24 protein-coding genes are annotated in these 25,161 nt (G+C 65.8%); 12 read left to right on the forward strand and 12 right to left on the reverse strand.

The genetic code is table 11. The features are described 5' to 3' along the window. Window positions 1–43: 43 nt before the first annotated feature. Window positions 44–913: a transporter substrate-binding domain-containing protein gene (locus O0880_RS22830; RefSeq protein WP_289888932.1), complete on the reverse strand. Its 870-nt coding sequence runs from the start codon at window positions 911–913 to the stop codon at window positions 44–46. A gap of 254 nt (window positions 914–1,167) precedes the next feature. On the opposite strand from O0880_RS22830, the gene O0880_RS22835 reads away from it, so the two are divergent. Continuing rightward, window positions 1,168–1,416 (forward strand): heavy-metal-associated domain-containing protein, encoded by a 249-nt coding sequence (locus O0880_RS22835; protein WP_289888934.1) that lies wholly within the window; start codon window positions 1,168–1,170, stop codon window positions 1,414–1,416. A gap of 16 nt (window positions 1,417–1,432) precedes the next feature. Here O0880_RS22835 and O0880_RS22840 read toward each other — a convergent pair whose 3' ends face one another. The 3 genes from O0880_RS22840 to O0880_RS22850 are packed head-to-tail and all read right to left on the reverse strand — an operon-like array spanning window position 1,433 to window position 3,939. Then, window positions 1,433–1,978 carry an SCP2 sterol-binding domain-containing protein gene (locus O0880_RS22840; RefSeq protein ID WP_289888937.1) on the reverse strand — a complete coding sequence of 182 codons (546 nt, stop codon included), beginning with the start codon at window positions 1,976–1,978 and terminating at the stop codon, window positions 1,433–1,435. A gap of 20 nt (window positions 1,979–1,998) precedes the next feature. Continuing rightward, window positions 1,999–2,895 (reverse strand): U32 family peptidase, encoded by an 897-nt coding sequence (locus O0880_RS22845; RefSeq protein ID WP_071326559.1) that lies wholly within the window; start codon window positions 2,893–2,895, stop codon window positions 1,999–2,001. Window positions 2,896–2,904: 9 nt separating this feature from the next. Next, window positions 2,905–3,939 carry a peptidase U32 family protein gene (locus tag O0880_RS22850; protein ID WP_289889133.1) on the reverse strand — a complete coding sequence of 345 codons (1,035 nt, stop codon included), beginning with the start codon at window positions 3,937–3,939 and terminating at the stop codon, window positions 2,905–2,907. An 87-nt stretch (window positions 3,940–4,026) separates the two neighbouring features. On the opposite strand from O0880_RS22850, the gene O0880_RS22855 reads away from it, so the two are divergent. From O0880_RS22855 to O0880_RS22885, 7 genes are all read left to right on the forward strand, one after another. Next, a complete protein-coding gene (locus tag O0880_RS22855) occupies window positions 4,027–4,515 on the forward strand; it encodes a hypothetical protein (RefSeq protein WP_289888940.1) in 489 nt (162 codons plus the stop codon). A gap of 123 nt (window positions 4,516–4,638) precedes the next feature. After that, window positions 4,639–6,390, forward strand: a complete 1,752-nt coding sequence (locus O0880_RS22860; RefSeq protein WP_289888941.1) for a ribonucleoside triphosphate reductase — start codon at window positions 4,639–4,641, stop codon at window positions 6,388–6,390. Further along, on the forward strand, window positions 6,387–6,587 hold the full coding sequence (gene nrdD, locus O0880_RS22865) for an anaerobic ribonucleoside-triphosphate reductase (protein ID WP_071324339.1): 201 nt from the start codon (window positions 6,387–6,389) through the stop codon (window positions 6,585–6,587). The genes O0880_RS22860 and nrdD overlap by 4 nt, the downstream gene beginning before the upstream one ends. Next, on the forward strand, window positions 6,577–7,284 hold the full coding sequence (locus tag O0880_RS22870; RefSeq protein ID WP_071324340.1) for an anaerobic ribonucleoside-triphosphate reductase activating protein: 708 nt from the start codon (window positions 6,577–6,579) through the stop codon (window positions 7,282–7,284). The genes nrdD and O0880_RS22870 overlap by 11 nt, the downstream gene beginning before the upstream one ends. A gap of 148 nt (window positions 7,285–7,432) precedes the next feature. Next, complete coding sequence (locus O0880_RS22875; protein WP_289888942.1) at window positions 7,433–11,488, forward strand: Pls/PosA family non-ribosomal peptide synthetase; 4,056 nt, start codon at window positions 7,433–7,435, stop codon at window positions 11,486–11,488. Beyond that, window positions 11,488–12,015 carry a 4'-phosphopantetheinyl transferase superfamily protein gene (locus O0880_RS22880; protein WP_289888943.1) on the forward strand — a complete coding sequence of 176 codons (528 nt, stop codon included), beginning with the start codon at window positions 11,488–11,490 and terminating at the stop codon, window positions 12,013–12,015. The genes O0880_RS22875 and O0880_RS22880 overlap by 1 nt, the downstream gene beginning before the upstream one ends. Before the next feature lie 198 nt (window positions 12,016–12,213). After that, window positions 12,214–13,122: a LysR family transcriptional regulator gene (locus tag O0880_RS22885; RefSeq protein WP_289888944.1), complete on the forward strand. Its 909-nt coding sequence runs from the start codon at window positions 12,214–12,216 to the stop codon at window positions 13,120–13,122. Here O0880_RS22885 and O0880_RS22890 read toward each other — a convergent pair. Further along, entirely contained in the window at window positions 13,119–13,796 is a 678-nt protein-coding gene (locus O0880_RS22890) for a phosphoribosylanthranilate isomerase (RefSeq protein ID WP_289888946.1), read from the reverse strand. The genes O0880_RS22885 and O0880_RS22890 overlap by 4 nt on opposite strands. 128 nt (window positions 13,797–13,924) lie before the next feature. On the opposite strand from O0880_RS22890, the gene O0880_RS22895 reads away from it, so the two are divergent. Together O0880_RS22895 and O0880_RS22900 are read left to right on the forward strand one after the other, a co-directional pair. After that, window positions 13,925–14,152, forward strand: a complete 228-nt coding sequence (locus tag O0880_RS22895) for a hypothetical protein (protein WP_070218305.1) — start codon at window positions 13,925–13,927, stop codon at window positions 14,150–14,152. Window positions 14,153–14,263: 111 nt separating this feature from the next. Next, window positions 14,264–14,668, forward strand: coding sequence for a hypothetical protein (locus tag O0880_RS22900; RefSeq protein ID WP_289888948.1), 405 nt, complete (start codon window positions 14,264–14,266; stop codon window positions 14,666–14,668). Between the two features lie 89 nt (window positions 14,669–14,757). Here O0880_RS22900 and O0880_RS22905 read toward each other — a convergent pair whose 3' ends face one another. The 7 genes from O0880_RS22905 to O0880_RS22935 all read right to left on the reverse strand — a co-directional run bounded on the left by O0880_RS22905 (window position 14,758) and on the right by O0880_RS22935 (window position 20,008). Further along, the gene (locus O0880_RS22905) at window positions 14,758–15,792 is read right to left on the reverse strand and encodes an RNA methyltransferase (RefSeq protein WP_289888950.1); all 1,035 of its coding nucleotides are present in this window, start codon (window positions 15,790–15,792) and stop codon (window positions 14,758–14,760) included. 65 nt (window positions 15,793–15,857) lie between these two features. Further along, entirely contained in the window at window positions 15,858–16,199 is a 342-nt protein-coding gene (locus O0880_RS22910; RefSeq protein ID WP_289888951.1) for a zinc ribbon domain-containing protein YjdM, read from the reverse strand. Window positions 16,200–16,291: 92 nt separating this feature from the next. Next, window positions 16,292–17,251 (reverse strand): CDF family Co(II)/Ni(II) efflux transporter DmeF, encoded by a 960-nt coding sequence (gene dmeF / locus O0880_RS22915; RefSeq protein WP_289888953.1) that lies wholly within the window; start codon window positions 17,249–17,251, stop codon window positions 16,292–16,294. Window positions 17,252–17,270: 19 nt separating this feature from the next. Next, window positions 17,271–17,546 (reverse strand): metal/formaldehyde-sensitive transcriptional repressor, encoded by a 276-nt coding sequence (locus O0880_RS22920; RefSeq protein ID WP_289888955.1) that lies wholly within the window; start codon window positions 17,544–17,546, stop codon window positions 17,271–17,273. Window positions 17,547–17,663: 117 nt separating this feature from the next. After that, window positions 17,664–18,491: a TlpA disulfide reductase family protein gene (locus tag O0880_RS22925; protein ID WP_289888956.1), complete on the reverse strand. Its 828-nt coding sequence runs from the start codon at window positions 18,489–18,491 to the stop codon at window positions 17,664–17,666. A 74-nt stretch (window positions 18,492–18,565) separates the two neighbouring features. Next, window positions 18,566–19,276, reverse strand: a complete 711-nt coding sequence (locus O0880_RS22930; protein WP_289888957.1) for a DUF2325 domain-containing protein — start codon at window positions 19,274–19,276, stop codon at window positions 18,566–18,568. 129 nt (window positions 19,277–19,405) lie between these two features. Further along, window positions 19,406–20,008: a hypothetical protein gene (locus O0880_RS22935; protein WP_289888958.1), complete on the reverse strand. Its 603-nt coding sequence runs from the start codon at window positions 20,006–20,008 to the stop codon at window positions 19,406–19,408. Between the two features lie 291 nt (window positions 20,009–20,299). Between O0880_RS22935 and tssI the strand changes: the two genes are divergently transcribed. Then, complete coding sequence (gene tssI, locus O0880_RS22940) at window positions 20,300–23,623, forward strand: type VI secretion system Vgr family protein (RefSeq protein ID WP_289888959.1); 3,324 nt, start codon at window positions 20,300–20,302, stop codon at window positions 23,621–23,623. After that, window positions 23,620–25,161, forward strand: a complete 1,542-nt coding sequence (locus O0880_RS22945; RefSeq protein WP_289888960.1) for a hypothetical protein — start codon at window positions 23,620–23,622, stop codon at window positions 25,159–25,161. The genes tssI and O0880_RS22945 overlap by 4 nt, the downstream gene beginning before the upstream one ends.

The following is a 25,161-nucleotide window of genomic DNA, read 5'->3' on the forward strand; positions in this document are numbered from 1 at the left end:
GCGCACGATTGAAGTGCCTATTTGACACCGATCAACAATACCACTAGTAATATTTTGGACGGTACCAGAGCGCCTTGCGCGCCAATGGCGTCTCTTCGGGCAGGTCCGGATTGGCCAGGTCCAGTACATGACGCTGGGCCAGCTTCAGCTGGTCCGCCAGGCGGCCGAAATGGCGCTGGAACAGCTGGGCGAAACTGCCATCGGCGAGCATTTTTTCCAGTCCCGCCTCGATGTGGCGGGCCAGTTCGGGCCGGTGCTTGCCGACAAAAAAATACAGGGCCGCCGGATAGCGGATCACCAGGTGCGTATCGAGCGCCAGCGGCAGCCGCGCATGGCTGGCCAGCTCGCTTTGCGCCTCGATCACGGAACGGGGAAAGTAATCGATGCGGCCCGCCGCCAGTTGCTGGAACAAGCCCTCATAAGTGCTCGACGTATCGATGCGCAAGCCGTTCGCCTGCAGGATGGCCGCGTCGGGCCAGTCGCGCATCTGCCCGGCGGACAGGCGCGCCAGGTCGGCCAGGCTGCGCACCTGGCGCAGCAGCTGAGCCTGGCGCGCCTGCACCAGGGCCACGCGCCAGCCGATCAGGCCACGGTCGATGGGTATGCGCACCGGCAACAACTGCGCTTCGCTGGCGCGGCTGGTCATGGCCCAGACGACATCCACGCTGCCCGTCGCCGTGGCGATTTCCTGCATGGCGCGCGTCTGCACCATGCGCAGCGCGGAACGGCGCAGCACGTAGGCATGGCCCGAACGGGCGAGCGCCAGCCGCAGCAAGGCCGTCACATAGGCTTGCTGCGGATCGTCTTGCGCCTGGTGGCGCGGGTATAGCAGTGCTTGCGGCAGCGACGGCGCGCCGATGGCCGCATCCAGCGGCCACAGGCAGGTGAGCATGAGCAGGGGGCGGCGCTGCATGGCCCCTCCTTTCCAGCATATTCTTATCAGAATAACATTCTCGCGCAGCAGAGCACGCTTGTCGACTGGAATATGGAAACTGTGTATAAAACAACAGTAGTTTCAGGCAGTCCTGGATGAGCTGGAATTAATCCAGATCAATAAAAGCACAAATATAAAAAAATTTGTGCGTGCTGCTCTGGACGGCATGCACGCCCCTCGCCTACGCTCTTTTTTTATCTGAAAAACAAGAGGAATCCATGCAGACAGCGCGTTTGAATATTATCGGAATGGATCACGAAGGCTGCGCCGACAGGCTGACGGGCGCGCTCGAAGCCGTCAGCGGCGTGGCCACGGTGTGCGTCTCGCTGGCCCGCCACGGCGCCACGGTGCAATTCGACGAGCGGCTGGCCAGCCAGGAGCGCCTGCTGGCCGCCGTCAACGATGCCGGTTTCATGGGCGAGGCATCCGATGGGGAACAACTGCCGTCGTGCAGCGGCGCCTGCGGCCACTGCCGCCACTGACCCTCTTCCCGGCCGGTCAGCCGCCGCGCGCGCCGCGGTCGCGCAGATGGGCCAGCACGCGGCGCGGCCCCAGCGCCTGCAGGTCGAACGGCGGCAGCTCGATGGCGTCGAGCGTGTTCTTGAACAGCAGCCCCAGCTCCGTATCGCCTTCCAGGCTCAGGCGGCGGCTGAAAAACAGGGTGTCGGGATCTTCCTGGCGCCGCGCCAGCAGCATCAGGTCGTGCACGCTGGCGGCGATGCACAGCTCGGGCACGTCGGCATAGCGCTCGGCCACGAAGACCGTGCCCTGCCACTCGAAATCGAAGGCGATGCCCGCATCCAGCAGGCGCAAGCGCAGACTGCGGCCTTCCAGGCTCTGTCGCACATCGTCGGGCAATTGGGGCGCCAGCAGGCGGTTCAGCCCCTGCACGAACAGCCAGGACGCCGGATACGGCGGCAGCTTCGACAGCAATTCGGCCAGCGGTTCCGGCAGCCGGTAAGCCAGCGGTCCCTTCGGCAGGCCCGCCCTGGCCTGGGCGGGGGCCGGCACGGGGACGGGCAATCGTTCCAGTTGATCTTGCATGGTGTGTCCTTTCGATGCGTTCAATGAGCGGCGTGCTGTTCCATGCCGGGCTGGCCATGCCAGTAGCCGTCGCAGGCGCCGGCCGGCTGGCAGGCCGCCAGCTGGGCCTGCGCACCGACGCCGCTGACCAGGCCGCGCCGCGCGCGGTCGAAAATGGCGATGACCTGGTCCGTATGCATGGCTTGCGGGCTGAGGCGCGCGACGGACACGCCCATGGCGTGCATGGCGTCGAGTTCGCGCACCAGGTTGTAGACCAGCGCCGACTGTGTCTGCGTGCCGTTGAGCACGAGGAACGGCACTTCGTCGCGCGTGCGCAGCAGCAGGCCATCCGGTTCTTCCAGGCAGCTGTAGCCGCAATCGTCCTTCGGCAGGTTGCGGTTACGCGCCGTGAAGCAGCGCGCGGAAAACGCCAGCGGCATGCGGCCATAGGCAAAGACTTCCGTTTCCAGCCCTTCCGGTTTCTGGCGCTGCATCTCGGCCAGTGCTTCCTGGCCCATTTCCAGCGGCATCACCCAGCGCCGGGCGCCCAGGCGCGCCAGCAATTGCAGGCTGGGACCATTGAACAGGTTCAGGTGCGGGCCGGCGATGAAAGGCGCGCCCTTCGCCATGCAATGCACGGCGCCCATGTCGTTCGCCTCGACCGCATAGCGGCCATTGCCCGTGATGCGGCGCAGGGTCGCCAGTTCGGCGCCCGCCTCGATCAGCGCCTGCGTCGACAGCACCACTTCCTTGCCGGCTGCAGCCAGCATGTCGGCGATATCGAGCCAGTCGGCCAGGCGCAGTTCATGCCGGCGCGAGCACACGGTTTCGCCCAGGTAGACGATATCGACGGCGGTGCCGGCGATCTGCTGGTAAAACTCGAACACGGTGGCGCGCGGCCAGTAGTACAGCAAGGGGCCCAAAGAGAGTTTCAGCATGTTCATCCTTTATTTCCAGGAGCGGTGGTAAGCGCCCAACGTGTGCTGCTGGCCCTCGGCCAGCTTGTCCATGGCCGCCATCCAGCCCGGCTTGACGGCGTAGCGCGCATTGCCTTCGCGGCAGGCGTCGATCGCTTCGCGCCACACGCGCGTCACCTGCGCCACGTAGGCGGGGCTGCGCTGGCGCCCTTCGATCTTCACGGCGCGCACGCCCATGGCGATCAATTGCGGCAGCAGCGCCAGGGTATTCAGGCTGGCCGGCTCCTCGATCGCGTAATACTCTTCGTCGTTGACTTCGAAACGTCCCTTGCACAGGGTCGGGTAGCTGGCGTTCTCGCCCGGCGCGTAACGGTCGATCAGCACGCCGTTCAGGCGCGATTCCAGGCCGTTCGGCGTCTCCAGCCAGCGCACGGCCTTGGCCGGCGAGCACACGCCGTGGGTATTCGGCGCCTCGCCCGTCGCATACGAGGACAGCGCGCAGCGGCCCTCGACCATCACGCACAGGCTGCCGAAGCCGAAGACCTCGATCTCGACATCCGTCTTGGCGATCAATTGCTCGACCTGCGCCATCGACAGCACGCGCGGCAGCACGGCGCGGGCGATGCCGAAGTGTTCATGGTAAAAATTGATGGCCTCGTAATTGGTGGCCGACCCCTGCACGGACAGGTGCAGGCGCAGCTGCGGCTGGTGCTGGGCCGCATACGCCATCAGGCCCGGATCGGCGACGATCATGGCGTCGATGCCGGCCTGCGCGGCGCGGTCGATGGCGCTGCGCCATACGGCCCAGTTGTGCGGCTGCGGATAGGTATTCAAGGCCAGCAAGACCTTGCGTCCATACTGGTGGGCGTAGCGCACGCCCTCGGCGATGGCCTTCTCGTCGAAATTGAGGCCGGCGAAATTGCGCGCGTTGGTGGCGTCGCGAAAACCCAGGTACACGGTGTCGGCGCCATTGTCGACGGCCGCCTTCAGGGCGGGCAGGCTGCCGGCGGGACAGACCAGTTCCAGCGGTCCGGCCACGCGGGTGGCGGTGGTTGCTTCAAGCATCATGATATTCACATTCCTGTGTCGGCTCAGGGTGCAGACTATAGCCCCGCCCATGGCGCCCAGTCCTTGACCCAGGTGAAGGAATGCATGCATGGCCGGCACGCGCGCGAATTGCTTGACCTGGCTGTAAAATGCCCGTCCCGTTACCCGATTCCACCGACCGCCATGCCCCGCAAACCGCTGCTGATCTTCCTGCTGACCCTGTTCCTCACCGTGCTGCAGGTGCAGTGGGCGGCGCCGGCCGACGGCCTTGACGCCGAGACGCTGTCCATCCTGTCGCCCGAGGTGCTGGGCGCGTATCCGGGCGTGCTGCTGCTGTTCCTGCTGGCCGTCTTGGCGCGCCGCGCCATGTCCGTGCCGCGCCAGGCGGCCATCTGCACGGGCCTGCTGGCCGTCTACTGGCTGCTGGCGAACTACGTCACCTTCGACTTGCGCGTCGCCAGCTGGAGCACGTTCTCGCCGCTGGAAATCTGGGCGCACGTGCTGCCTGCCTCCCTCCTCAGCATCGCCGTCTGCGGCGCCGCCTGGTTCGGTCTGAGCTGCTTCATCCTGCGCCAGGGACGCGCGAAAAAGTAAACGGGGGCGCTTTTTTCACCTGCGTCAAGGATTTGACAGGCAACTGCACGCCCCCTTTGACGTCACTACATTTAGTGATTAATCTCCATGAAAACACCGCATGTTGTGTTTATTGGAGATTCCATGTCAACTACAGCACCAGCAAGAACAGCCCCCGGCCAGGTCGATGTCGCCGCGTCCGTCAATGAATATCTGGACCGGCGCGACTGGCGCGTCAACGCCAACGCCAACCAGGGTTATTCCCTGGGCGGCCTGATCCTCAACGTCTCGGGCAAGGTCATCGCCAACTACTGGCTCGACCAGGTGTACCCGCCGGCTGTGGGCGCGGCGCACCGCGAAGCGGCCCTGCACATCCACGACCTCGACATGCTGGCCGGCTATTGCGCCGGCTGGTCGCTGCGCACCCTGTTGCACGAAGGCTTGAATGGCGTGCCGGGCAAGATCGAATCGAGCCCGCCGAAGCATATGTCGAGCGCCATCGGCCAGATCGTCAACTTCCTCGGCACGCTGCAAAACGAATGGGCCGGCGCGCAGGCGTTCAGCTCCTTCGACACCTACATGGCGCCCTTCATCCGCAAGGACAGCCTGCGCTACGAGGACATGCGCCAGTACATGCAGGAGCTGATCTTCAACCTCAACGTGCCATCGCGCTGGGGCACGCAGACGCCGTTCACCAACCTCACCTTCGACTGGGTCTGCCCGGACGACCTGCGCGAGCAGATCCCCGTCATCGCCGGCCAGGAGATGGATTTCAGCTATGGCGAGCTGCAGGCCGAGATGGACATGATCAACCGCGCCTACATCGAGATCATGATGGCGGGCGACGCCAAGGGCCGCGTCTTCACGTTTCCCATCCCGACCTACAACATCACCGAGGACTTCGACTGGCATAGCGAGAACGCCGAACGCCTGTTCGAGATGACGGCCCGCTACGGCCTGCCCTACTTCCAGAATTTCATCAATTCGGAACTCAAGCCGAACATGATCCGCTCCATGTGCTGCCGATTGCAGCTGGACTTGCGCGAACTGCTGAAACGCGGCAACGGCCTGTTCGGCTCGGCCGAGCAGACCGGTTCCCTCGGCGTGGTGACGGTCAACTGCGCGCGCCTGGGCCATTTGTGGCGCGGCGACGAGAAAGCGCTGCTGGCGGACCTGGACCGCCTGCTGGAACTGGGCAAGACCAGCCTGGAAATCAAGCGCACCACCATCGAGGAACTGATGCAGCAAGGCCTGTTCCCCTACACGAAACGCTACCTGGGCACCCTGCGCAACCACTTTTCCACGCTGGGCGTGAACGGCATCAACGAGATGATCCGCAATTTCAGCGGCGACGCCTATGACATCACGGCGCCCGAAGGCCATGCGCTGGCCGTGCGCCTGCTCGACCACGTGCGCGCCCGCATGCTGGCATTCCAGGAAGAGACGGGGCATATGTACAACCTGGAAGCGACGCCGGCCGAGGGCACGACCTACCGCTTCGCCCGCGAAGACCGCAAGCGCTTCCCCGCCATCCTGCAGGCGGGCACGCCGGACAACCCCTATTACACGAATTCCTCGCAGCTGCCCGTCGGCCATACGGACGACCCGTTCGAGGCGCTGGAACTGCAGGACGCGCTGCAGCGCAAGTACACGGGCGGCACGGTGCTGCACCTGTACATGACGGAAGCGCTGTCGGACGCCAACGCCTGCCGCGAACTCGTGAAGCGCGCCCTGAGCCGCTTCTCGCTGCCCTACATCACGGTCACGCCCACGTTTTCCATCTGCCCGCGCCACGGCTACCTGGCCGGCAAGCACGAATTCTGTCCCACCTGCGACGCGGAGCTCATCGCCCGCAAGCAGGCCCACCCTGTTGCATCTCTTGAGGAAACGCCATGAACGCACGTCCCGACTTCACTCCCGCCATCACCCTCGTCGACAGCGAACGCCAGCGCTGCGAAATCTGGACCCGCGTGATGGGCTATCACCGTCCCGTCGCCTCGTTCAACATCGGCAAGCAGGGCGAATTCCACGAGCGCCAGTACTTTACGGAAACGGGCGCCCGGCTTGGCCAGCCCGCCTGCCATGGCGGCTGAACTGAAAGTGGGCGGCCTGACGCCCTTTTCCGCCAGCGACTATCCGGGCAAGCTGGCGGCCGTGGTCTTCGTGCAGGGCTGCCCGTGGCGCTGCGGCTATTGCCACAATCCGCACCTGCAGGCGCGCACGCCGGACGGCGCGATGCCCTGGCGCGACGTCCTGACCTGGCTGCGCCGCCGCGTGGGCCTGGTCGACGCCGTCGTCTTCAGCGGCGGCGAGGCCTGCATGGACCCGGCGCTGGGACGCGCCATCGGCGAGGTCAAGGCGCTGGGCTTCGGCATCGGCCTGCATACGGCCTGCATCTATCCGCAGCGCCTGACCGAGGTGCTGCCCCTGCTCGACTGGGTGGGCTTCGACATCAAGGCGCCGTTTGCCGACTATCGTCATGTGACCCGCGTCGCCGGCAGCGGCGATCCGGCGCGCGCCTGCCTGGACGCCATCCTGGCCAGCGGCGTCGCCTACGAATGCCGCACCACGGCCCACCCGGACCTGCTGCCCGATGAACAGCTGCTGGCCCTGGCCGCCACCCTGGCCGGCAAAGGCGTCAGCAACTACGTGCTGCAGCAGTTCCGCGCCGACGGCTGCCTCGATGCGGCGCTGGCCGGCCGCCCCCTGCACGGCTATCCGGCGGCGCAGACCCTGGCGCAACTGGGCGCCATGTTTCCCCGTTTTACATTCCGTAACCATGGCAATTGAGCCTGCAGCCACATAATTGCTGAAAGCCCCACAAAATTCCCCGTTCTGCAACGCTGAAATGCCCTGCTTGCTGTAATGTATCAACTGCGCCGCGCACCACGCGCGGCCCGTCTGATCCATCACACAGCACTACAGATAAGCGTCATCCATGAACGATTTCACCGCAGCCAGCCCAGGCACCCCCTCCACCCACGCCGACATCCTGTACGGTCCGCCGCGACCGGATTTGCTGCGCGAGGAAGTGCTGGCCGACCTGCTGGAAGCGACGGCGCGCCGCTGCCCGCAGCAAGTCGCCCTGATCGACGGCGCGCGCCGCATCACCTATGCGGAACTCGATGCCCAGGCCGGCCTGGCGGCGGCGCGCCTGGTGGCGGCCGGCGTCCAGCCCGGCGATATCGTGGGGCTGTGGCTGCCGCGCGGCGCCCACCTGCTGCTGATGCAGGCGGCCATCGCCAAGGCGGGCGCCGCCTGGCTGCCCGTCGACGAAGACACGCCCGTCGAGCGTCTGCAAGTGTGCCTCGACGACGCCAATGGGGCCGGCGTCGTCAGCTGCGCGCAATTTGCGCCGCGCCTGGAAGCTGCCGGAGTCCGACGCCCCGTATGGACGGCGGAAAGCCTGCTGGCGCCCGCCACGCCGGGCGAACGCTTGCCCGCGCGCGGCGCCGTGCAGCCCGACCACCCCGCGTATGTGATCTACACGTCCGGTTCCACGGGCAAGCCGAAGGGCATCCTGATCAGCCAGCGCAGCATCTGCCACTTCCTGCGCAGCGAAAACGCCGTGCTCGAAGTGCGGCAGGACGACACCGTCTACCAGGGCTTTTCCGTGGCCTTCGACATGTCGTTCGAGGAAGTCTGGATCGCCTACCTGGTGGGCGCCACCCTGTGGCTGGGCCCCAAGGACATCTCGGGCGACCCGGAAGTGCTGCCGCGCGCGCTGGCGGCCAACCACGTCACCGTGCTGCATGCCGTGCCGACCCTGCTGGCCCTGTTCGCGGAGGACGTGCCGAGCCTGCGCCTGATCAACCTGGGCGGCGAAATGTGCCCGGAATCGCTGGTCGAGCGCTGGTCGCGCCCGGGCCGCGCCATGTTCAACACCTATGGCCCCACCGAGGCCACCGTGTCGTGCAGCCTGGCCCGCCTGCGGCCGGGAGAGCCCGTCACCATCGGCACGCCGCTGCCCAATTACGGCTTGCTGGTGCTGCAGGTGGCCGAGGCGGGAGAAAACCGTCCATTGGCCCTGCTGCCACGCGGCGAGACGGGAGAGCTGTGCATCATCGGCCCCGGCCTGGCCGAGGGTTACCTGGGCCGGCCCGACCTGACGCTGGAAAAATTCCTGCCCAATCCGTGGAGCACCTGTCCCGACGATGCGCGCCTGTACCGCACGGGCGACCTGGCGCGCATCGATCCTGACGGCCAGGTGCTGTGCCTGGGCCGCGCCGACGACCAGGTGAAGATCCGCGGTTTTCGCGTCGAGCTGGGCGAGATCGAAGCCGTGCTGGCACAGCAGCCCGGCGTGGGCACGGTGGCCGTGTTGCTGCGCAAGGACGACGGCATCGACCAGCTGGTGGCCTACATCGTCGGCAGCGACGATGCGCAGGAAGACGCGCTGGCGGCGAAAACCCTGCGCGCAGCCTTGAACCTGCACCTGCCGCCGTACATGGTGCCGGGCCGCTTCGAACTGCTGCCGCTGATGCCGCGCCTCACTTCCGGCAAGATCGACCGCAAAGCGTTGAAAGCCATGCCTTTGTCCGCCCCGCCGCCGGGCGAAGCCGGTGCATCGGACGTGCCGGAAACGCCGGCCGAGGCAGCCCTGTTCGCGGCACTGGCGCAGCTCTTCCCCGGCCAGGCGATACTGCGCCAGCTCGATTTCTTCAGCGACCTCGGTGGCCACTCGTTCCTGGCCGCGCGCCTGGCGTCCAGCCTGCGCGCCAATCCGGCCTACGCGCACATGACGGTGCGCGACATTTACCAGAACCGCCAGATCGGCAAGATCGCCGCCGTGCTCAATGAAGCGCCCGCACTGGCCACGCCGGAAGCCGAGTGGACGCCGCCCTCGACGTGGAAACGCTGGATCTGCGGCGCGGCGCAGGCGGCGGCCGTGCCGGGCCTGGTGACCCTGCGCATGGCGCAATGGCTGGCGCCCTTCTTCACCTACCACTTCTTCACGGGCGACGCGGGCGACACGGTGCCGCGCGCCGTCGCCGCCTCGATCGGCGTCTTCCTGCTGGCGACACTGGCCGAATTTGCCATCGCCATCGGCGGCAAGTGGCTGATCGCCGGACGCCTGAAAGCGGGCAGCTATCCGCTGTGGGGCGTCACGTATTACCGCTGGTGGCTGGCCGACCGCCTGGTCGAATCGGCGCCCACCTACCTGCTCAGCGGCTCGTCGCTGAACAGCTGGTGGCTGCGCGCGCTGGGCGCGAAAGTGGGCAAGGAAGTCGTCATCGGCTCGATGACCCTGCGCGCGCCCGATTTGCTGGACATCGGCGACAACGTCAGCGTGGGTAATGCCGTCAACTTCGAAAACGCCCGGGTCGAACGGGGTCGGCTGCTGCTGGGCCAGATCCGCATCGCCGACGATTGCTGCATCAGCTCCTACGCGATCATGGAGGGCAATACCAGCATGGCTGCCTTCGCCCACCTGGAAGGGCAGTCGGCGCTGGCCGACGGCGTGGCCGTGCCGGCGGGCCGCATCTGGACCGGTTCGCCCGCGCGCGACATCGGCCCCTACGACCCGGCCAGCCAGCCGCCGCGTCCTGCCGTCTCGCGCCTGCGCCTGATGGGCGAAACCGTGTTCTTCTGCTACGGCATGGTGCTCATCGCCGTGCTGTTCTTCATGCCCGTCTTCCCCAGCTTCGTGCTGATCGACTGGTTCGACGAACGCGAAATGATGCCGTGGCTGCAGGGCCGCGACGTGACGACGCAGCTGGCCCGCTACTTTGTGCTGGCCTTCCCCGCCAGCGCCGTGCTGATCGTGCTGACGGCACTGCTGTCGGCGGCCATCCGCTGGGGTGCGCTGCCGCGCCTGAAGCCGGGCAGCTCGCCAGTGCACAGCAATATCTATTGCGCCAAGTGGCTCGTCAGCCACATCCAGGAATCGAGCCTGAACGTGCTGCACGGCATTTACGCCACCGTGTACGCGCCGTACTGGTACCGGCTGCTGGGCGCCAAGGTGGGCAAGGGCGCCGAGATTTCCACGGCGCTGGGCGTGGTGCCCGACATGCTGACCCTGGGCGACGACACCTTCATCGCCGACGCCGTCATGCTCGGCGACGAACAGATCGACGGCGGCTGGATGACCATGCGCCCCACCGTCATCTCGCACCGCAGCTTCGTCGGCAACGGCAGCTACATCCCGGACGGCACCGTCCTGCCCGAGCATGTGCTGATCGGCGTGCACACGCACGCGCCGCGCAACGAACAGATGCACAGCGGCGACACCTGGCTCGGTTCTCCGCCCATGCACCTGCCGGCGCGCGAGCAGGTCAGCGGCTTTGCCGAGCACCTGACCTTCAAGCCATCCATCCTGCGCCGCCTGGGCCGCAGCCTGATCGAAGCGTTCCGCATCGTCGCGCCACACGCGGTGGTGATCGCCGTCGGCTACACGCTGGTGCTCGACGTGATGCCGATCGCCGGCGCCGGACGCTGGGGCGAAGTGGTGGGCGACCTGGCGATTGCCGGCATCGCTTACGGCATCGGCAATTTCGTCGTCGTCCTGCTGTTCAAGTGGCTGCTGCTGGGACGCTACCGCAAGCACGCGGCGCCCATGTGGACGCCGTTCGTGTGGGTATCGGAAGGCGTGACGAATCTGTACGAAGGCATCGCCGTGCCCAACTTCATGCGCTACCTGCGCGGCACGCCGTGGCTGCCGCTGGCCTTCCGCCTGTTCGGCTGCAAGATCGGCCGCGGCGTCTACATGGACACCACCGACATCACGGAATTCGACTGCGTGCACATCGGCGACTACAGCGAATTGAACGCCCTCACCTGTCCCCAGACGCATCTGTTCGAAGACCGCGTGATGAAGATCGACCACGTGGAGATCGGCAAGCGCGTCTACATGGGCCCGCGCAGCTCCGTGCTGTACAGCGCCAGGGTGGGCGACAATGCGCGCCTGGGCCCGCTGACCCTGGTGATGAAGGGCGAACACATCCCCGCCGGCAGCAACTGGGCCGGCTGCCCGGCCGCGCCGCTGCGGACGTGATGGAAGCGACGCAGTACTGGTCCGGGGATGGATTGCTGGTGATCGGCATCCCTGCCCCGACCTCGCGCCCCGAGGCACGACGGCGGTTGCGGCTAGCCGTGCGCGAGGCCGTGGCGCGGTGGCTGAAGCTGGACATCGCCGCCATCGCGCTGGAATCGACGCCAGGCAACCCTCCCCGTTTGCTGCTGGCCGGCCGAACTGCGGGCCTGTCGTTCAGCCATGACGAGGGCATCTCGCTGGCCGCCATCGGCCTGCATGGCGCCGTCGGCATCGACGTCATGCGCGTGCAGGACATTCCCGACTGGGCGAATCTGGCACGCGACTACCTGGGGCCGCTGGTGACGCGGGAACTGGCCGCCTGCCCCGCCGCGCAGCGCCCGCTGCGGCTGGCGCAGGCCTGGACGGCGCGCGAGGCGGCGCTCAAGTGCGCGGGCTTGCCGCTGGCGGAGTGGAACGCGGCCGCGCCAGCTTGCCGCCTGCAGGCGCTGACGTTGCCGGCACCGCATGTGGCGACCCTGGCATACTAATCTTCCTTGCCCCCGGCCGCCCCGCCGACCTGGACGAAAATCAGTTTTACGATAATACTGACGAACAGCCCCAGTAGCCCGATCAATTCCAGCATGGTCTTTCCTTTGCAGTGACAGCAGACCAGTCCACTGTAGCGTGCTTGCGGGACCCAGGCTAATATCAAATCAGGCAGTCAACGATCTCGAAAAGGCATACGATTGATTTCCCTCAAACAGTTCAAGTACTTTGTCGAGATTGTCGATGCGGGCAGCTACTCGCGCGCGGCGGAAAAGCTGTATATCGCCCAGTCGGCCCTGAGCCGGCAAATCAAGGAGCTGGAAAACGAGGTGCAGGCGCTGCTGCTCACGCGCGACGCGCGCCATATCGAGCTCACGCCGGCCGGCCAGGTATTTTATGAACGCGCCAGGCGCATCCTCGAAGATATCGAGGAGACCGTGCGCCAGACGCGCCACGTGGGACAAGGGGCGCAAGGCATCATCCGCCTGCTGCATTCAAGCTCGGTCACGCTCACGCCCGCCATCGGCGCCGTGCTGAACCGGCTGCTGGCGCAGTTTCCCGGCGTCTCGCTCGATATCTCGAAAGGCTCGTCGGAAAACCAGGCGGCCGACATCGAGGAAGGCCGTGCCGACCTGGGCCTAGTGCGCCTGCCCACCCTGCGCAAGCACGCCAACATCGTCGTGCGCGAACTGTACGCGGAAAAGCTGGTGGTGGCCGTGTCGGCGGCGTCGCCGCTGGCGGTGCTGCAGAGCACAACCATTGCCGCCCTGCGCGACGAAGCATTCGTCTCGATCCCGCACAAGGACCGCGGCGGCCTCAGCTACCTGGTGGCGGGCCTGTGCCTGGCGCAGGGCTTCTTTCCGAAGGCGGCGCGCGCCCTGTCGCGCAAGACGTCGCAGCTGAACCTGATCGAAGCCAACATGGGCATCGCCATCGTCCCCGACAGCATGCGCCTGGTGGCGCCGCCCGGCGTGCGTTTTATCGCCCTGCCCGACGACGAGTCGCATTCCGTCGTCGGCCTGATCTCGCCGCGCGCGGCCAGCGGCATGGTGGCCGCGTTCACGGAAGCGTTCGTGCGCGAGATGAACGGGCTGCAGGCGGCGGATTAACCTTCCGCGTACAGCGCCGCATCGGCCTCGCGCACGGCCGCCATCAGCAAGGCCAGTTTCATGACATCGAGCTTGCCGTCGGTGCGCACGCGCGAGCACAGGTCGATGCCGTACGGGCGCACCTGGCGCAGCGCGTCCGTCACATTGGCCGCATCGAGGCCGCCAGCCAGGAAGACGGGACGCGGGCTGGCGCGCACGAAACGCGCGCTGATGCCCCAGTCGTGCGTGCGGCCCGTGCCGCCCAGTTCCGGGACAGGCGCGCCGGGGCGGCCCGAGTCGAGCAAAAAGGCATGCACATGGGGCGCGTAGGCGGGAATCAGCTCCAGCGCCTCGTCTCCCTCCACATGGATCACCTGCACGCGCCGCACGTGGGGCAGCAGGCGCGCCAGTTCGGCGACTTCGCCAGGCTCGACATGGCCGACGATCTGCACGGTGGACGGCTGCGTGGCGCGCACGTGCCCGGCGATGCGCTGCGCCGTCGTTTCGGATGTCAGCAGGAAGGTGGACACGGGCGGCGGCGTCCACGCGGCGATCTGCGCGATGCGCGCATCCGGGATAGGGCCTGGGCCCGATGGCATGGCGCCCACCAGCCCCAGCGCGTCGGCGCCGGCCGCAATCGCCAGTTGCGCCTCGTCGATGGAAGCGATGCAGCAGATCTTGATGCGGGTTCTCATGGTCTTGGGTCGTCAGTATGAATGATCAACATTACAACACAGGGAGAGTGCGCACGCCAAGGCACGCGGTCAAGCGCGCATGCAATTGTGTGCCAGAATGGGGCCATCGCACACTTCCAGAGGAACCCATGGCCGACTACAAGAATCCCAGCTACGTGGCCCGCTCCATGCATCCGCGCTTCGACGAACTGACGTCGCCCGGCGAAGCCGTGCCGTATTCGGGCATCTACCGCTGCGATGGCTGCGCGCATGAAATCGTCTCGACGGAAGGCCACGTCATGCCGCCGCAAAACCACCATCAGCACAGCAGCGAGCAGGGCGCGATCCGCTGGCGCCTGATCGTCAGCCCCCGCTGACGGCGGCGCGCGATTGTGCGTGGATTGTGCGGCGCAGATTGACAGGTGCCGGGCGCCGGCCGATACTTGATTCATCCCGGATCGCCAATAGAACGCCACTGGAACGCCCGCATGCGCATCGTCGATTTTGAAGTCCGCAAGGAGTGCCCGCCGCAGCTGTGCGACTGCGAGCGCGAGCGGCTGCTCGACGATCCGCAGGCGGACGTCACCATCCTGCGCCTGAACCTGACGGAAGAAAAGCGCCTGCTCGCGCATATCGACGGCATTGCCACGTATGCGCAGCTGAAACAGCTGCAGCAGCGCCTGCAAGCCAACCTGGGAGTGGAACTGCAGATTGCGCCGGGCGGCGGCGAAGTGCGCACCGTGCGCGGCTTCCAGATCCGCCTGCTCGAGCGTCCGGGCCTGTGCCGCAAGACGCGCGCCGCCATCCCCGCCGCCGTGCGGCGCTGCCTGGCCGCGCATCCCGAGATCGCGTTTGCAATACTGAACGAAAACGATTTGCTGGGTGGGGTGTGAACCGGGCAGGTCGGATTAGCGGGCACCGCGTAATCCGACACCATTGTTGGCGTATGTGCGAATGTCGGATTACGCTCCGCTAATCCGGCCTACGCCGTCACGCCGGCGCGGATGGGAATGACCTTGCCTTTCGCCTCGCGCGCGCGTAGCTGCCCGCATCCGCCCTCCACGTCCTGCCCGGCCGAATCGCGCAATTTGGTCAGCACGCCGCGCTCGTGCAGGGCGGCGGCGATGGCCCGCGCCTTGTCCCAGCTGGGGCGCCGGAACGGCAGGTCGTCGATGGTGTTATACGGGATCATGTTGAGCACCGCGTACTTGCCCTTCAAGAGTGCGACGATGCCGTCCATCTCGTCGTCGCCATCGTTGACGCCTTCCATCAGGGTCCATTGATATTGCACCGGATAGCCGGTCAGGCGCGCATACGACTCGCCGAAGTCCACCAGTTCGCGCGGCGTGAGCCTGGGGGCGCGCGGCAGCAGCTGTTTGCGCAGTTCCCGCTTCGTGGTGTGCAGCGACAGCGCCAGCGCGGGCTTCACCCGTCCCTGCGGCAGGCGCTCGAAGGCGCGCGGGTCGCCCACGGTGGAAAACACGAGGTTCTTGTGGCCGATATTACCCTCGGTGCCCAGCAACTCGATCGCTTCCATCACATTATTCAGGTTATGCGCCGGTTCGCCCATGCCCATGAAGACGACCTTCTTCACGGGGCGCAGCGTGCGCGCCAGCACCACCTGCGCGACGATCTCGCCGCTCGTCACCTGGCGGATCAGGCCATCGCGGCCCGTCATGCAGAACTGGCAGCCGACGGCGCAGCCGACCTGGCTGGAGACGCACAGGCCGTCGCGCGGCAGCAGCACGCTTTCCACCGTCTGGCCGTCATGCAGTCCCACCAGCAGGCGCGCCGAGCCGTCCGCGCCCGGATGGGTGCTGAGCAGCTTGAGCATGCCCTGCAATTCGAGGTCCAGCGTAGGCAAGGCTAGCCGCACGGGCAGCGGCAGGAAATCCTCGGCGCGGCGCCGGCCTTGGTCATGCGGCTGCGCCTGTATCCAGTCGCGCAGCACGCGCTGTTCGTGCAGGGGCTTGGCGCCGAGCGCGCGCAGGCGCTGGCGGAGGTGGTCGATTTGCATGGCGTCTGAATAAGAAAACGGCGCGCAGGAATGAAGCCCGGCGCGCCGTATTACGGGTAAAAGCGTTAGACTTTTTTGACGAATTCCGTCTTCAGGCTCATCGAGCCGAAGCCGTCGATCTTGCAGTCGATGTCATGGTCGGCATCGACCAGGCGGATGTTCTTGACCTTGGTGCCCATCTTGACGACACCGCCGCCGCCCTTCAGCTTCAAGTCCTTGATGACGCTGACTGTGTCGCCGTCCTGCAGGATATTGCCGGCCGCGTCGCGGTACACCTTGGCGCCCTCTTCCACCGCATCGCCAGCCGTGGCCGACCATTCATGCGCGCATTCAGGGCAGATCAACTGGCTGCCATCTTCGTACGTGAATTCGGATTTGCATTGCGGGCATGGTGGTAATGTGCTCATACTTCTCTCTGTCTGGTGAACAGCACTGTGCTGTAAAAGCCGACAGTATACTGCCTACGCCCCGCATCAGCGTGCTTTTTTAGCCATCATTATCAAGTGCGGCGCACAATTTCGATGGTGCTGTGGACGATTTCCTCGTGGACGCCGATACGCGCGCGCAGCTCGGCGGCCGTCAAGGCCGGATCGCGGCTGACGACGGACAAGGCGCACGAATACAGTTGCTTGCCCACGCGCCAGACGTGCAGGTCGACGATGCGCGGCGTGTCGCCGGCGCTGTCCACCTCCACCGCTTCGCGGATTTCCTGCACCACGGGGTGGTCCATTTCGCGGTCCAGCAAGACCTTGCCCGTCTCCTGCATCAGCTTTTTCGCCCACAGCGCCACCAGCACGGCGCCGATGATGCCCATCACGGGATCGAGCCAGCGCCAGCCATACAGCCAGGCGCCCGCCAGCGCGACGATGGCCAGCACGGACGTGGCGGCATCGGCCAGCACGTGGACATACGCGGCCTTCATGTTCAGGTCTTCGCCATGGTGGTGGCCGTGGTACTCGTGATGCTCATGCCCATGGTGGTGGCCGTGGTCATGGTGGCCGCCGAGTATCAGCGCGCACGCCAGGTTCACCAGCAAGCCAAAGGCGGCCACCGCCATCGCCTCGGGATAGTGGATGGCCTGCGGCGAGAACAGGCGCTCGACGGAAGCGGCCAGCATCAGCACGGCCACGCCCAGCAGCAGGATGGCGCTCGTGTAGCCGGCCAGCACCTCGATCTTCCACGTGCCGAAGGCGAAGCGGGGATCGCGCGCATAGCGGCGCGCCGCCGCATACGCAAACGCGGCCAGGCCGATGGCCAGCGCGTGCGAACTCATATGCCAGCCATCGGCCAGCAAGGCCATGGAGTTGTACCACCAGCCGGCGGCGATTTCCAGCGCCATGGTGGCCAGGGTGATCCACATGACGAGGCGCGCGCGGCTTTCCGCCTTGCCATTGGCGCCGTCAAACACATGCTCGTGCTGCCAGGCGGAGAGGTCTTCCGCCATGTTTTGCTGTTTCATGCCGTTCTTCCTTCCCGTGTCATTTGAGATAGGTGCGCAAAATGCCCGCGATATCGTCGGCGCCCCTGGCCCGCTCGTCGCTGCTGATGTCCGGGCTGGCCACGTGCTCGCGCAGGTGCTCCTCGATGACTTCCGCCATCAGGCCGTTCACGGCGCCGCGCACGGCGGCGATCAGCTGCAGCACCTCGCCGCAGTCGCGCCCCTCTTCCAGGCCCCGCTCCAGGCCTTCCACCTGGCCGCGGATACGCTTCACGCGATTGAGCAGCCTGGTCTTGTTGTGCGATGTGTGTCCCATGATTTCGCCTCGAGAAATACTATAGGGGGGTATACTATCAGAAACCGCTACGGCCGCGGCAAGGCGCAAAAAAAGCCGCGCATCCTGGCGGATGGGCGGCTGCATGGCGACGACGTTTTATGAGGCAGGATCGGCGATCTTTTGCAGCTTGCTGGCTAGCGACGCATCGGACAATTCGCCCAGGTGCGTATCGACCAATCGCCCTTGCGCGTCGTAGAACAGGGTGGTGGGCAGGGCCGAGGAGCCGGCCGCCTTGCCCAGCGCCGCCTCGCTGTCGAGCACCACATTGCGCAGCGCCAGGCCAGCCGGCGCAAGGAAGGCGTGGATGGCGACGGCGTCCTCGCGCTGGTTCGCATACACGAAGGCGATACCGGCATGCGCCTTCTGCGCGGCGGCCAGCACGGGCATCTCGCGCCGGCACGGCGGGCACCAGCTGGCCCACAGGTTGACCACCATGGGCTTGCCGCCGGCCAGCGCCGCCAGGGTCGTTGGCGCGCCGTCGACAGTCTGCAGCGCCACGGCCGGCAGGGCCGTCGGCTTGTCATATGCCAGCCCCAGGCCCGCACTCAGCACGCCCCAGGCCAGCGCGCCCGACGCCACGCTGAGCGCCAGCGGACGGCGCGCGGCCGCCATGGCGGGACGCCGGCAGCGCCACGCGGCCACCAGCAGCGCGCAGGCGATGCCGGCCGGTGCCAGGAAACCGCCGTCGCGGATATTGATGATGGACCAGGGTGCCGCCAGGTACTGTTCATGCCAGCGCAGCACGAAGGCCAGCCGCGCCGCCAGCAGCCCGGCGATCAGCATGTCGGACACGAGGGGGCCGGCATCGGGCATCTGGCGCCGGCGTTGCAGCCAATGCGCCACGCCGTAGGCCACGCACAGCGAAACGATCAGCAGGACCAGGCCTGTGGGCAGGGCCAGGGGGCCGATTTGCAGGGACAGCATGGGCGCTCTCTATCTCGTCGAATGGACGACCATTCTGCCCCATGCGGATTAAGCAGGCGTTAAGCGGCGCGAAATCAGGTGGCCAGCGCTTCCTTGCGCACGAAGTGCATGGCTTGCGGCTGGTCCACCAGCACGCACTGCTTGCCCGTGCGCTTGCAGTGGTCGTGCACGCGCCAATAGGCGTCATGGCTGACGCAGCCCGTCTGGCAAATCACCAGGTCGGCCGCCACCAGGCCCGCTTCCAGCGCCGCCGCATCGTCTGCGCCATCGTCGCCGCCCGCGTGATGCAGGAAGCGTCCGCCGGCCTGCTCGATGGCTTGCTGCGCCACGTTGGCGCCATCCGCATCCTGGCCCGCTTCCGGGTGCAAATAGTTACCCACATACAGCACGGCCTTTTCGCGCACGCCCGCCAGCAGGTCCGCTTGCAGCGCGGCACGGGGCACGGCCGAGGGCGCAGGCACCCACTGCAGGCGCAGCAATTCGCGCATCAGGTCCTGCACCCGCTCGCTGAGCCATTCGACCTTGCGCGCCAGCCGCGCGCGCGTCGGCAAACCCGGCGCGGCGGCAGCCAGCTCGGCCAGTTCCTCGCGCGCCAGCGCCAGCTTCGTGTCGCGGATGACGACCTGTGCCCGCGCGCGCATCAATTCCGCTTCCAGCTGCGCGATGCGCGCCGCCTGCCCGGCCAATTGCGCACTGCAGCGGGCCTGCGCCCGGCCATATTCGCCCATCAGCACGCGATGTTCGTGCGCGATCAAATCCTCGTTACCGTACAAACTGCCCATCATGCCCTCCTTCACACGCGTGGCGCCATTGCGCCGGCCCATCGCCACCCCATTGAGCTGCATTATAAATGAGAATCATTATTATTTGCACATGCACGTGTGCGCAGTAGGGATATGCGAGCGCCGCCGGCGTCAGGCAGCGGGCGAACAGGACAGCATGTGCTGCCAGACGTCATCCTGCACCTGCCGCACGTGCCGCAAGCCGTCCGCGCCGCGATACGTGTCCAGGGCGTTCGGCCACGCGATATCGATGAACAACAGCCGTTGCGGATCAATCAGCAGGGACTGGCCCACATAATTCCCCTTGATCTCGCCCTTGTTCACGGCCAGCAGGCGCGCGCCGCCGGCCAGCGCCCGCTCTTCGAGGACCACGCCGCTGCGTTCGGCCACATCGCGCAGCCAGCGCTCACGCCAGCGCGCCTGTTCCTCGAATTGCCCCGCCGGCGGCCGGTCGAGCTTGACCACGGCCGCCACGGGCCCGCCGATGCCCGCCTGCAGCGAAAAGCCCATGCGTTCCTGCAGTTCGACCGTGTACGCCTCGCCCTTGACCTCGATCCGGTAGCGCCCCGCCCCATCCTGCACCCGCAGGTCGGCCTGGTGATAGGCGGGCCGGACGCAATTGGCATATTGATAGACGAGCACATCGAGGAACGGCGGTGCGACGGGGGCGGACGCCGCCATGGCAGGCGACAGGCTGGCACACAGCGCGGCGGCGGCGCATTTCATCGTATTCATACTTTCTCCGGTTCACGTGGCACGGCAATGACGGCCGGAAACAGGCCCGGCCCGCCATCATGTTGCTTCTACATAATATTTTGCACAATTTTTTATTGGTGGTGGAATTGGCAAGAACGGCACTCTACCTGACGGAGACAAAATCGCCCGCACGGCCTGCGCATGACAGCCCCTGGCGCGCGATTCAATTGAATCGCGCTTGTGAAATCGCTATTTCTAAGGTGTAATCTTATAAGCAAGTCATTGAATTAATTGCAAGTACGCTCATTTCGCCACACGGAGTTCCCATCAATGTCCGAATTGGTCCAAGCAAGCGCGTCGCCGTCACCCGTCGCCAACGGCGTCAGCCAGGCCACGCGCCTGCTGAAGCTGAGCACGCCGCTGGGCCCGGACAAGCTGCTGGCCGAATCCGTGCGTGGCGAAGAAGGCTTGAGCCAGGGATGCGTGTTCCATATCACCGCCCTCTCGCTCGACGCGGCCATTCCGCTCAAGTCGCTGATCGGCCAGCCCGTCCTGCTGGAATTGCTCATCGCCGATGGCGGCTGGCGCCCGTTCCACGGCCACGTCACCGCCGTCGAACTGGCCGGCGCGAACGGCGGCTTTGCCCGCTACAAGCTGACGATGGAGCCGTGGAGCGCCTTTCTCGCGCACGGCCGCGACAGCCGCATCTTCCAGGACATGGCGGTGCCCGACATCCTCGAGGTCCTGTTCCAGCGCTACCAGGGCCAGGGCATGCTGGCGCCGGCCTGGCGCTTCGAGCTACTCGACCGCACGCGCTATCCGAAGCGCAGCATCTGCACGCAGTATCAGGAAAGCGACTGGGCCTTCGCGGAGCGGCTGATGAGCGAGGAAGGCCTGTTTTACCATGTCGAGCACCTGGGCGACGCGGGCAGCGCCAGCCTGGGCAGCCACACCATCGTGATCGCCGACCATAACGGCAGCTTCAAGCCGAATGCCCAGGCCAGCATCGCCTACACCCAGCCCGGCGCCGTCATGCCGCAGGACAGCATCGACCGCTGGCGCATGCATGTGCGCCAGCAAACCAACGGCATCGAGCTGTCGAGCTGGGATTACCGCACGCGCGGCGAGCGTCCCGTCAGCGCTGGCGCCGCCGCCGACGGCATGCCGCTGGTCAGCCGCGACGCGCCTGGCGCCTATGCCTATGCCTCGCGCGAGCAGGGCCAGCGCATCGCCGAGCAGCAGCTGCAGGCGCTGACGGCGGGCAAGGAAGTCTTTGTCGGCGCCGGCACCGTGCGCACCCTGGCGCCGGGCACCACCTTCACGCTCACCGGCCAGGCGCAGACCGATGCGGCGGCCAATGACGACGAACGCAGCTTCCTCGTCGTGCGCACCGTGCACCTGATGCACAACAACCTGGACGCGGAACTGGGCGGCGGCCTGCTGCAGCGCTTTGGCCAGGGCTTGCTGGACATGCTGACCGGCGATGCGGAAACGGGCAGCCTGCAGGCGGCCGGCAAGTCGATCGCCGAGCGCGCGCCCTATCGCAACCGTATCGACGCCATCCGCAGCAAGATACCGTACCGCAGCAGCCGCGCCGACAGCCACGGCCACTTGCTGCATCCGCGCCCCACCGTCTTCGGCCAGCAGACGGCCATCGTCGTGGGGCCGGCCGGCGCGCAGCTGCATACGGACCGCGACCACCGCATCAAGGTGCAGTTCCACTGGCAGCGCGGCGCGCAAAGCCACAGCCGGCTGGCCCATCCTGCCGCCGATGGCCATGCGGGCGCGCCCGGCGACGACAGCGCCGGCACCTGGGTGCGGGTGGCAACGCCGCTGGCGCCCGTCGCCGGGGCCAACTGGGGCAGCAATGCCCTGCCCCGCGTGGGCCAGGAAGTGCTGGTCGACTTCCTGGAGGGCAATATCGACCGCCCCGTCGTGATCGGCACGCTGTACAACGGCCGTGGCCAGGCCGATGCGCAAAGCAACCAGGTCAGCCAAGGCACGGGCGCGGCGACGGGCAATGCACCGGCCTGGTTTCCCGGCCAGACCGGCGCCCACGCCCATCCTGCCGCGCTGTCTGGCATCAAGACCCAGGCGATGCAGGCGAGCCAGGGCGGCGCCGGTGCCTACAGCCAGCTGGTGTTCGACGACAGCCCGGGCCAGGCCCGCGTCGCCCTGCAGCGCCATGCGGGCGTGCACGCGGGCACTGCCGAGCTGAACCTGGGCCATTTGCGCCACCAGAGCGATAACCAGCGGCTGGCGCCGGCCGGTTTCGGCGCCGAGCTGAAAACGGAACACAGCGCCGCCCTGCGCGCGGGAGCGGGCCTGCTGCTGTCGGCGCATGGACGCGATGGCGGCGCCGGCAGCCAGATGGATGCGAAGGAAGCGCTGGAGCAAGTCCGGCAAAGCCTGCAATTACAAACCTCGCTGGCCGAGCAGGCGCACAAGCATCAGGCACTCCAGCTCGCCATCCCGGAGGGCGCCGGCCCGCCCGCAACGGCGGCGCAGACGCAGCCGGACACGGCGCCGGAGGCGGCCACCTTGCCCGCCATCGTGCAAATGGAACACAGCATGACCGTCCTGGGCGCAACGGCCGCCGGCCAGGCGGCGGACCCAGGACAGGGCCAGCAGGCAGCGGGCGGCCAGGGCCAGGCCAGCGCCTACAGCGAAGCGCATCTGCAATTGTCCAGCCCATCGGGCATCGCCGCCACCACGCCCGCCACTGCCGTGCTCGCCGCGGGCGGCAGCGCCAGCGTGACGGCCGGCGCCGACATCAACTTTGCCGCGCAGGGCAACAGCATGTACGCGCTGGGGAAAGGCATCAGCCTGTTTACCTACGGCAAGGCCAGCAACAAGGACAAGCCGAACCAGGAAACGGGCATCCGCCTGCATGCGGCCAGCGGCAAGGTCAGCAGCCAGAGCCAGGCCGACGAAACGCGGCTCACGGCGGACAAGGCCGTCACCGTCACCAGCACGGCCAAGAGCGTCGCCGTGGCGGCCCAGCAGCACGTGCTGATGACGGCCCAGGGCGCCTACATCCGCCTCGAAGGCGGCAACATCATGCTGCACGGCCCCGGAAAAATCGATTTCAAGGCCAGCATGAAGGAATTGACGGGGCCGGCCAGCAGCACCCCCAAATTACCGTTGTTACCGCAGGCTGGGGATGCAAGCAATTTCATGGAATTGAATTATCGCTGGGATGATTTACAGCCCATGGTGGGGGCGCCGTACGTTTTGCTGTTCGACAACGGCACCCGCCTTGAAGGCAAGCTCGATGCCAACGGCTTTGCCCGCCTGGAAAACCTGCCTGATCGCAATGCCGTCGTGATCTATGGCGAAGACGAAAGGGAAGCGGTTCCACGCCACAAGCAGAAACCGAACCAGCTGGCTGGCAGCAAGCCGAAAAGTGACGACGAGGCGCAATCGGTCCTCGAACGTTACCTGGCACAAGAGGCGGCCTATTACAAAGACAATTTCTTTCCGGATGAGCTAGACGACATGGCGGATGACTTTCCTGCAGGCGCCACCGCCAGCACCCTGGAATACGATTTTCACTACGACGATTATCGCTACAAGGACGAAGACAGCAGTGCGGACAAGGCCGCAAGCAAAAGCTACCGCGACTTGCACGATCAGCAAGACGGCGAGTCATGAGCGGCCTCACGCCAGCCGTCCCGGCCAGCACCATCCGTGGCGCCTCGCCAGCCAGCCGCGCGCTCAGGCAGGCCGATGACGGCATCGGTACCTGGCTGAGCGACCTCGTCACCGGCTCCGGTTCCTCTCCCGCGCACATCATCATCACCGGCATACTCGGTGTCGTCCCTGGCGTGGGACAGGCCATGGATGCGCGCGATCTGATCCTTGGCATCATCGTCATCAGCAAATCACCATCCGCCATCGGCGCCTGGGTGGAACTGGCCATCACCCTGGTCGGTTGCGTACCGGCCGTGGGCGATACGCTCAAGGTCGGTTTCAAGCTGATGAACAAGGGGCACAATTTCGGCCGCGTGCTGGAAGCCGTCTCGCCCAAGCTGCGCGGCAACGTCGAAAAATTCATGCGCAAGATCGACTGGAACGTGCTGGCCCATGAAAGCAAGGGGCTCTTCAAGGGCGTGATCGACACCTTCATCGACGGCATTGACAGCTGGGTCGTCAAAGCCGTGGCGGGAAAGTCGGAAGTCAAGCTGTTGATCCAGGAAATGCAGGCAATCCAGAAACGCGGCCCGAAAATGATCGAGGACGCCTTCGCCGAACTGAAAAAACTGCACGGCAAGATGATGGGCCATGACTTGCCGCATAACACGGCCGCCGTCGGCAACGCCACGGGAAAGACCGTGCAGCATGAAGCACGGGAGGTGGGGAAGGATATCGCCGGCAAGGAAGCAAAGGCCGCCAGCAAGGCCGAAAAGAGGCTCGCCGCGAAAAAGAACAAGGATGTCACAGGAAATCAGGCCAAGCCGAATTCCAGCAAGGTCAATACCAAGAAAAAAGGCGAAAAGAAAAAACAGAAATGGCGCACCGGCGTGCCGGCCGAGCACATCACCGATTACTTCGTGAAGAAAAGACATGCGCTGTTCAAGAAGGCAAACAATGCCGGCAAGCTGACGGAAGAGCATAGCGTGCCGCACACCGGACTCGATCACCTGTGGTTCAAGGGCGCCGGCCTTAGCCAGCCTTTCATTGTCGGCGAAACCAAGTCGAGCATCTTCGACTCCTTTCGCCTGATGGCGGCGCTGCCCGCCGATCTGCAGGAAAAATTCAGTTCCCTGAGGGCGGACGAAGCGGCGAATCCCACGCCAAACAATAACAAACCGAATATTTTCGATAACGCGGACCGCGATGCCCATGCGAATCAAAGCGCCAGAATGGGAAACAAGGAAGCGGATGAAAAAGAACTGAGAAAAGGCTTGAACAGGGAAAATAAGGAAACGAAGCTGCCCACGCAAATGAGCCACGCATGGATAGCCCGCTCGCTCAAGCAGGAAAAACTGACGGCTACCGGACTCACCATCAAGCCCTTGATGAAAAAATACGCCACCGGCCAGCTCCTCAACCCCGACGCCAAGCCCCCGTATCTGCGCTGGATCTCGCTGGTCACCGGTCGTCAGTTGAACAAGCATCGGCAGTCAAAGGGAAGCAATCATGAAATCCAGTTGATGCTGGATATTCCAGACAACATATTAAGGAAATAA

The organism is Janthinobacterium sp. SUN118, from assembly GCF_030397695.1.
GTDB lineage: Bacteria > Pseudomonadota > Gammaproteobacteria > Burkholderiales > Burkholderiaceae_D > Janthinobacterium.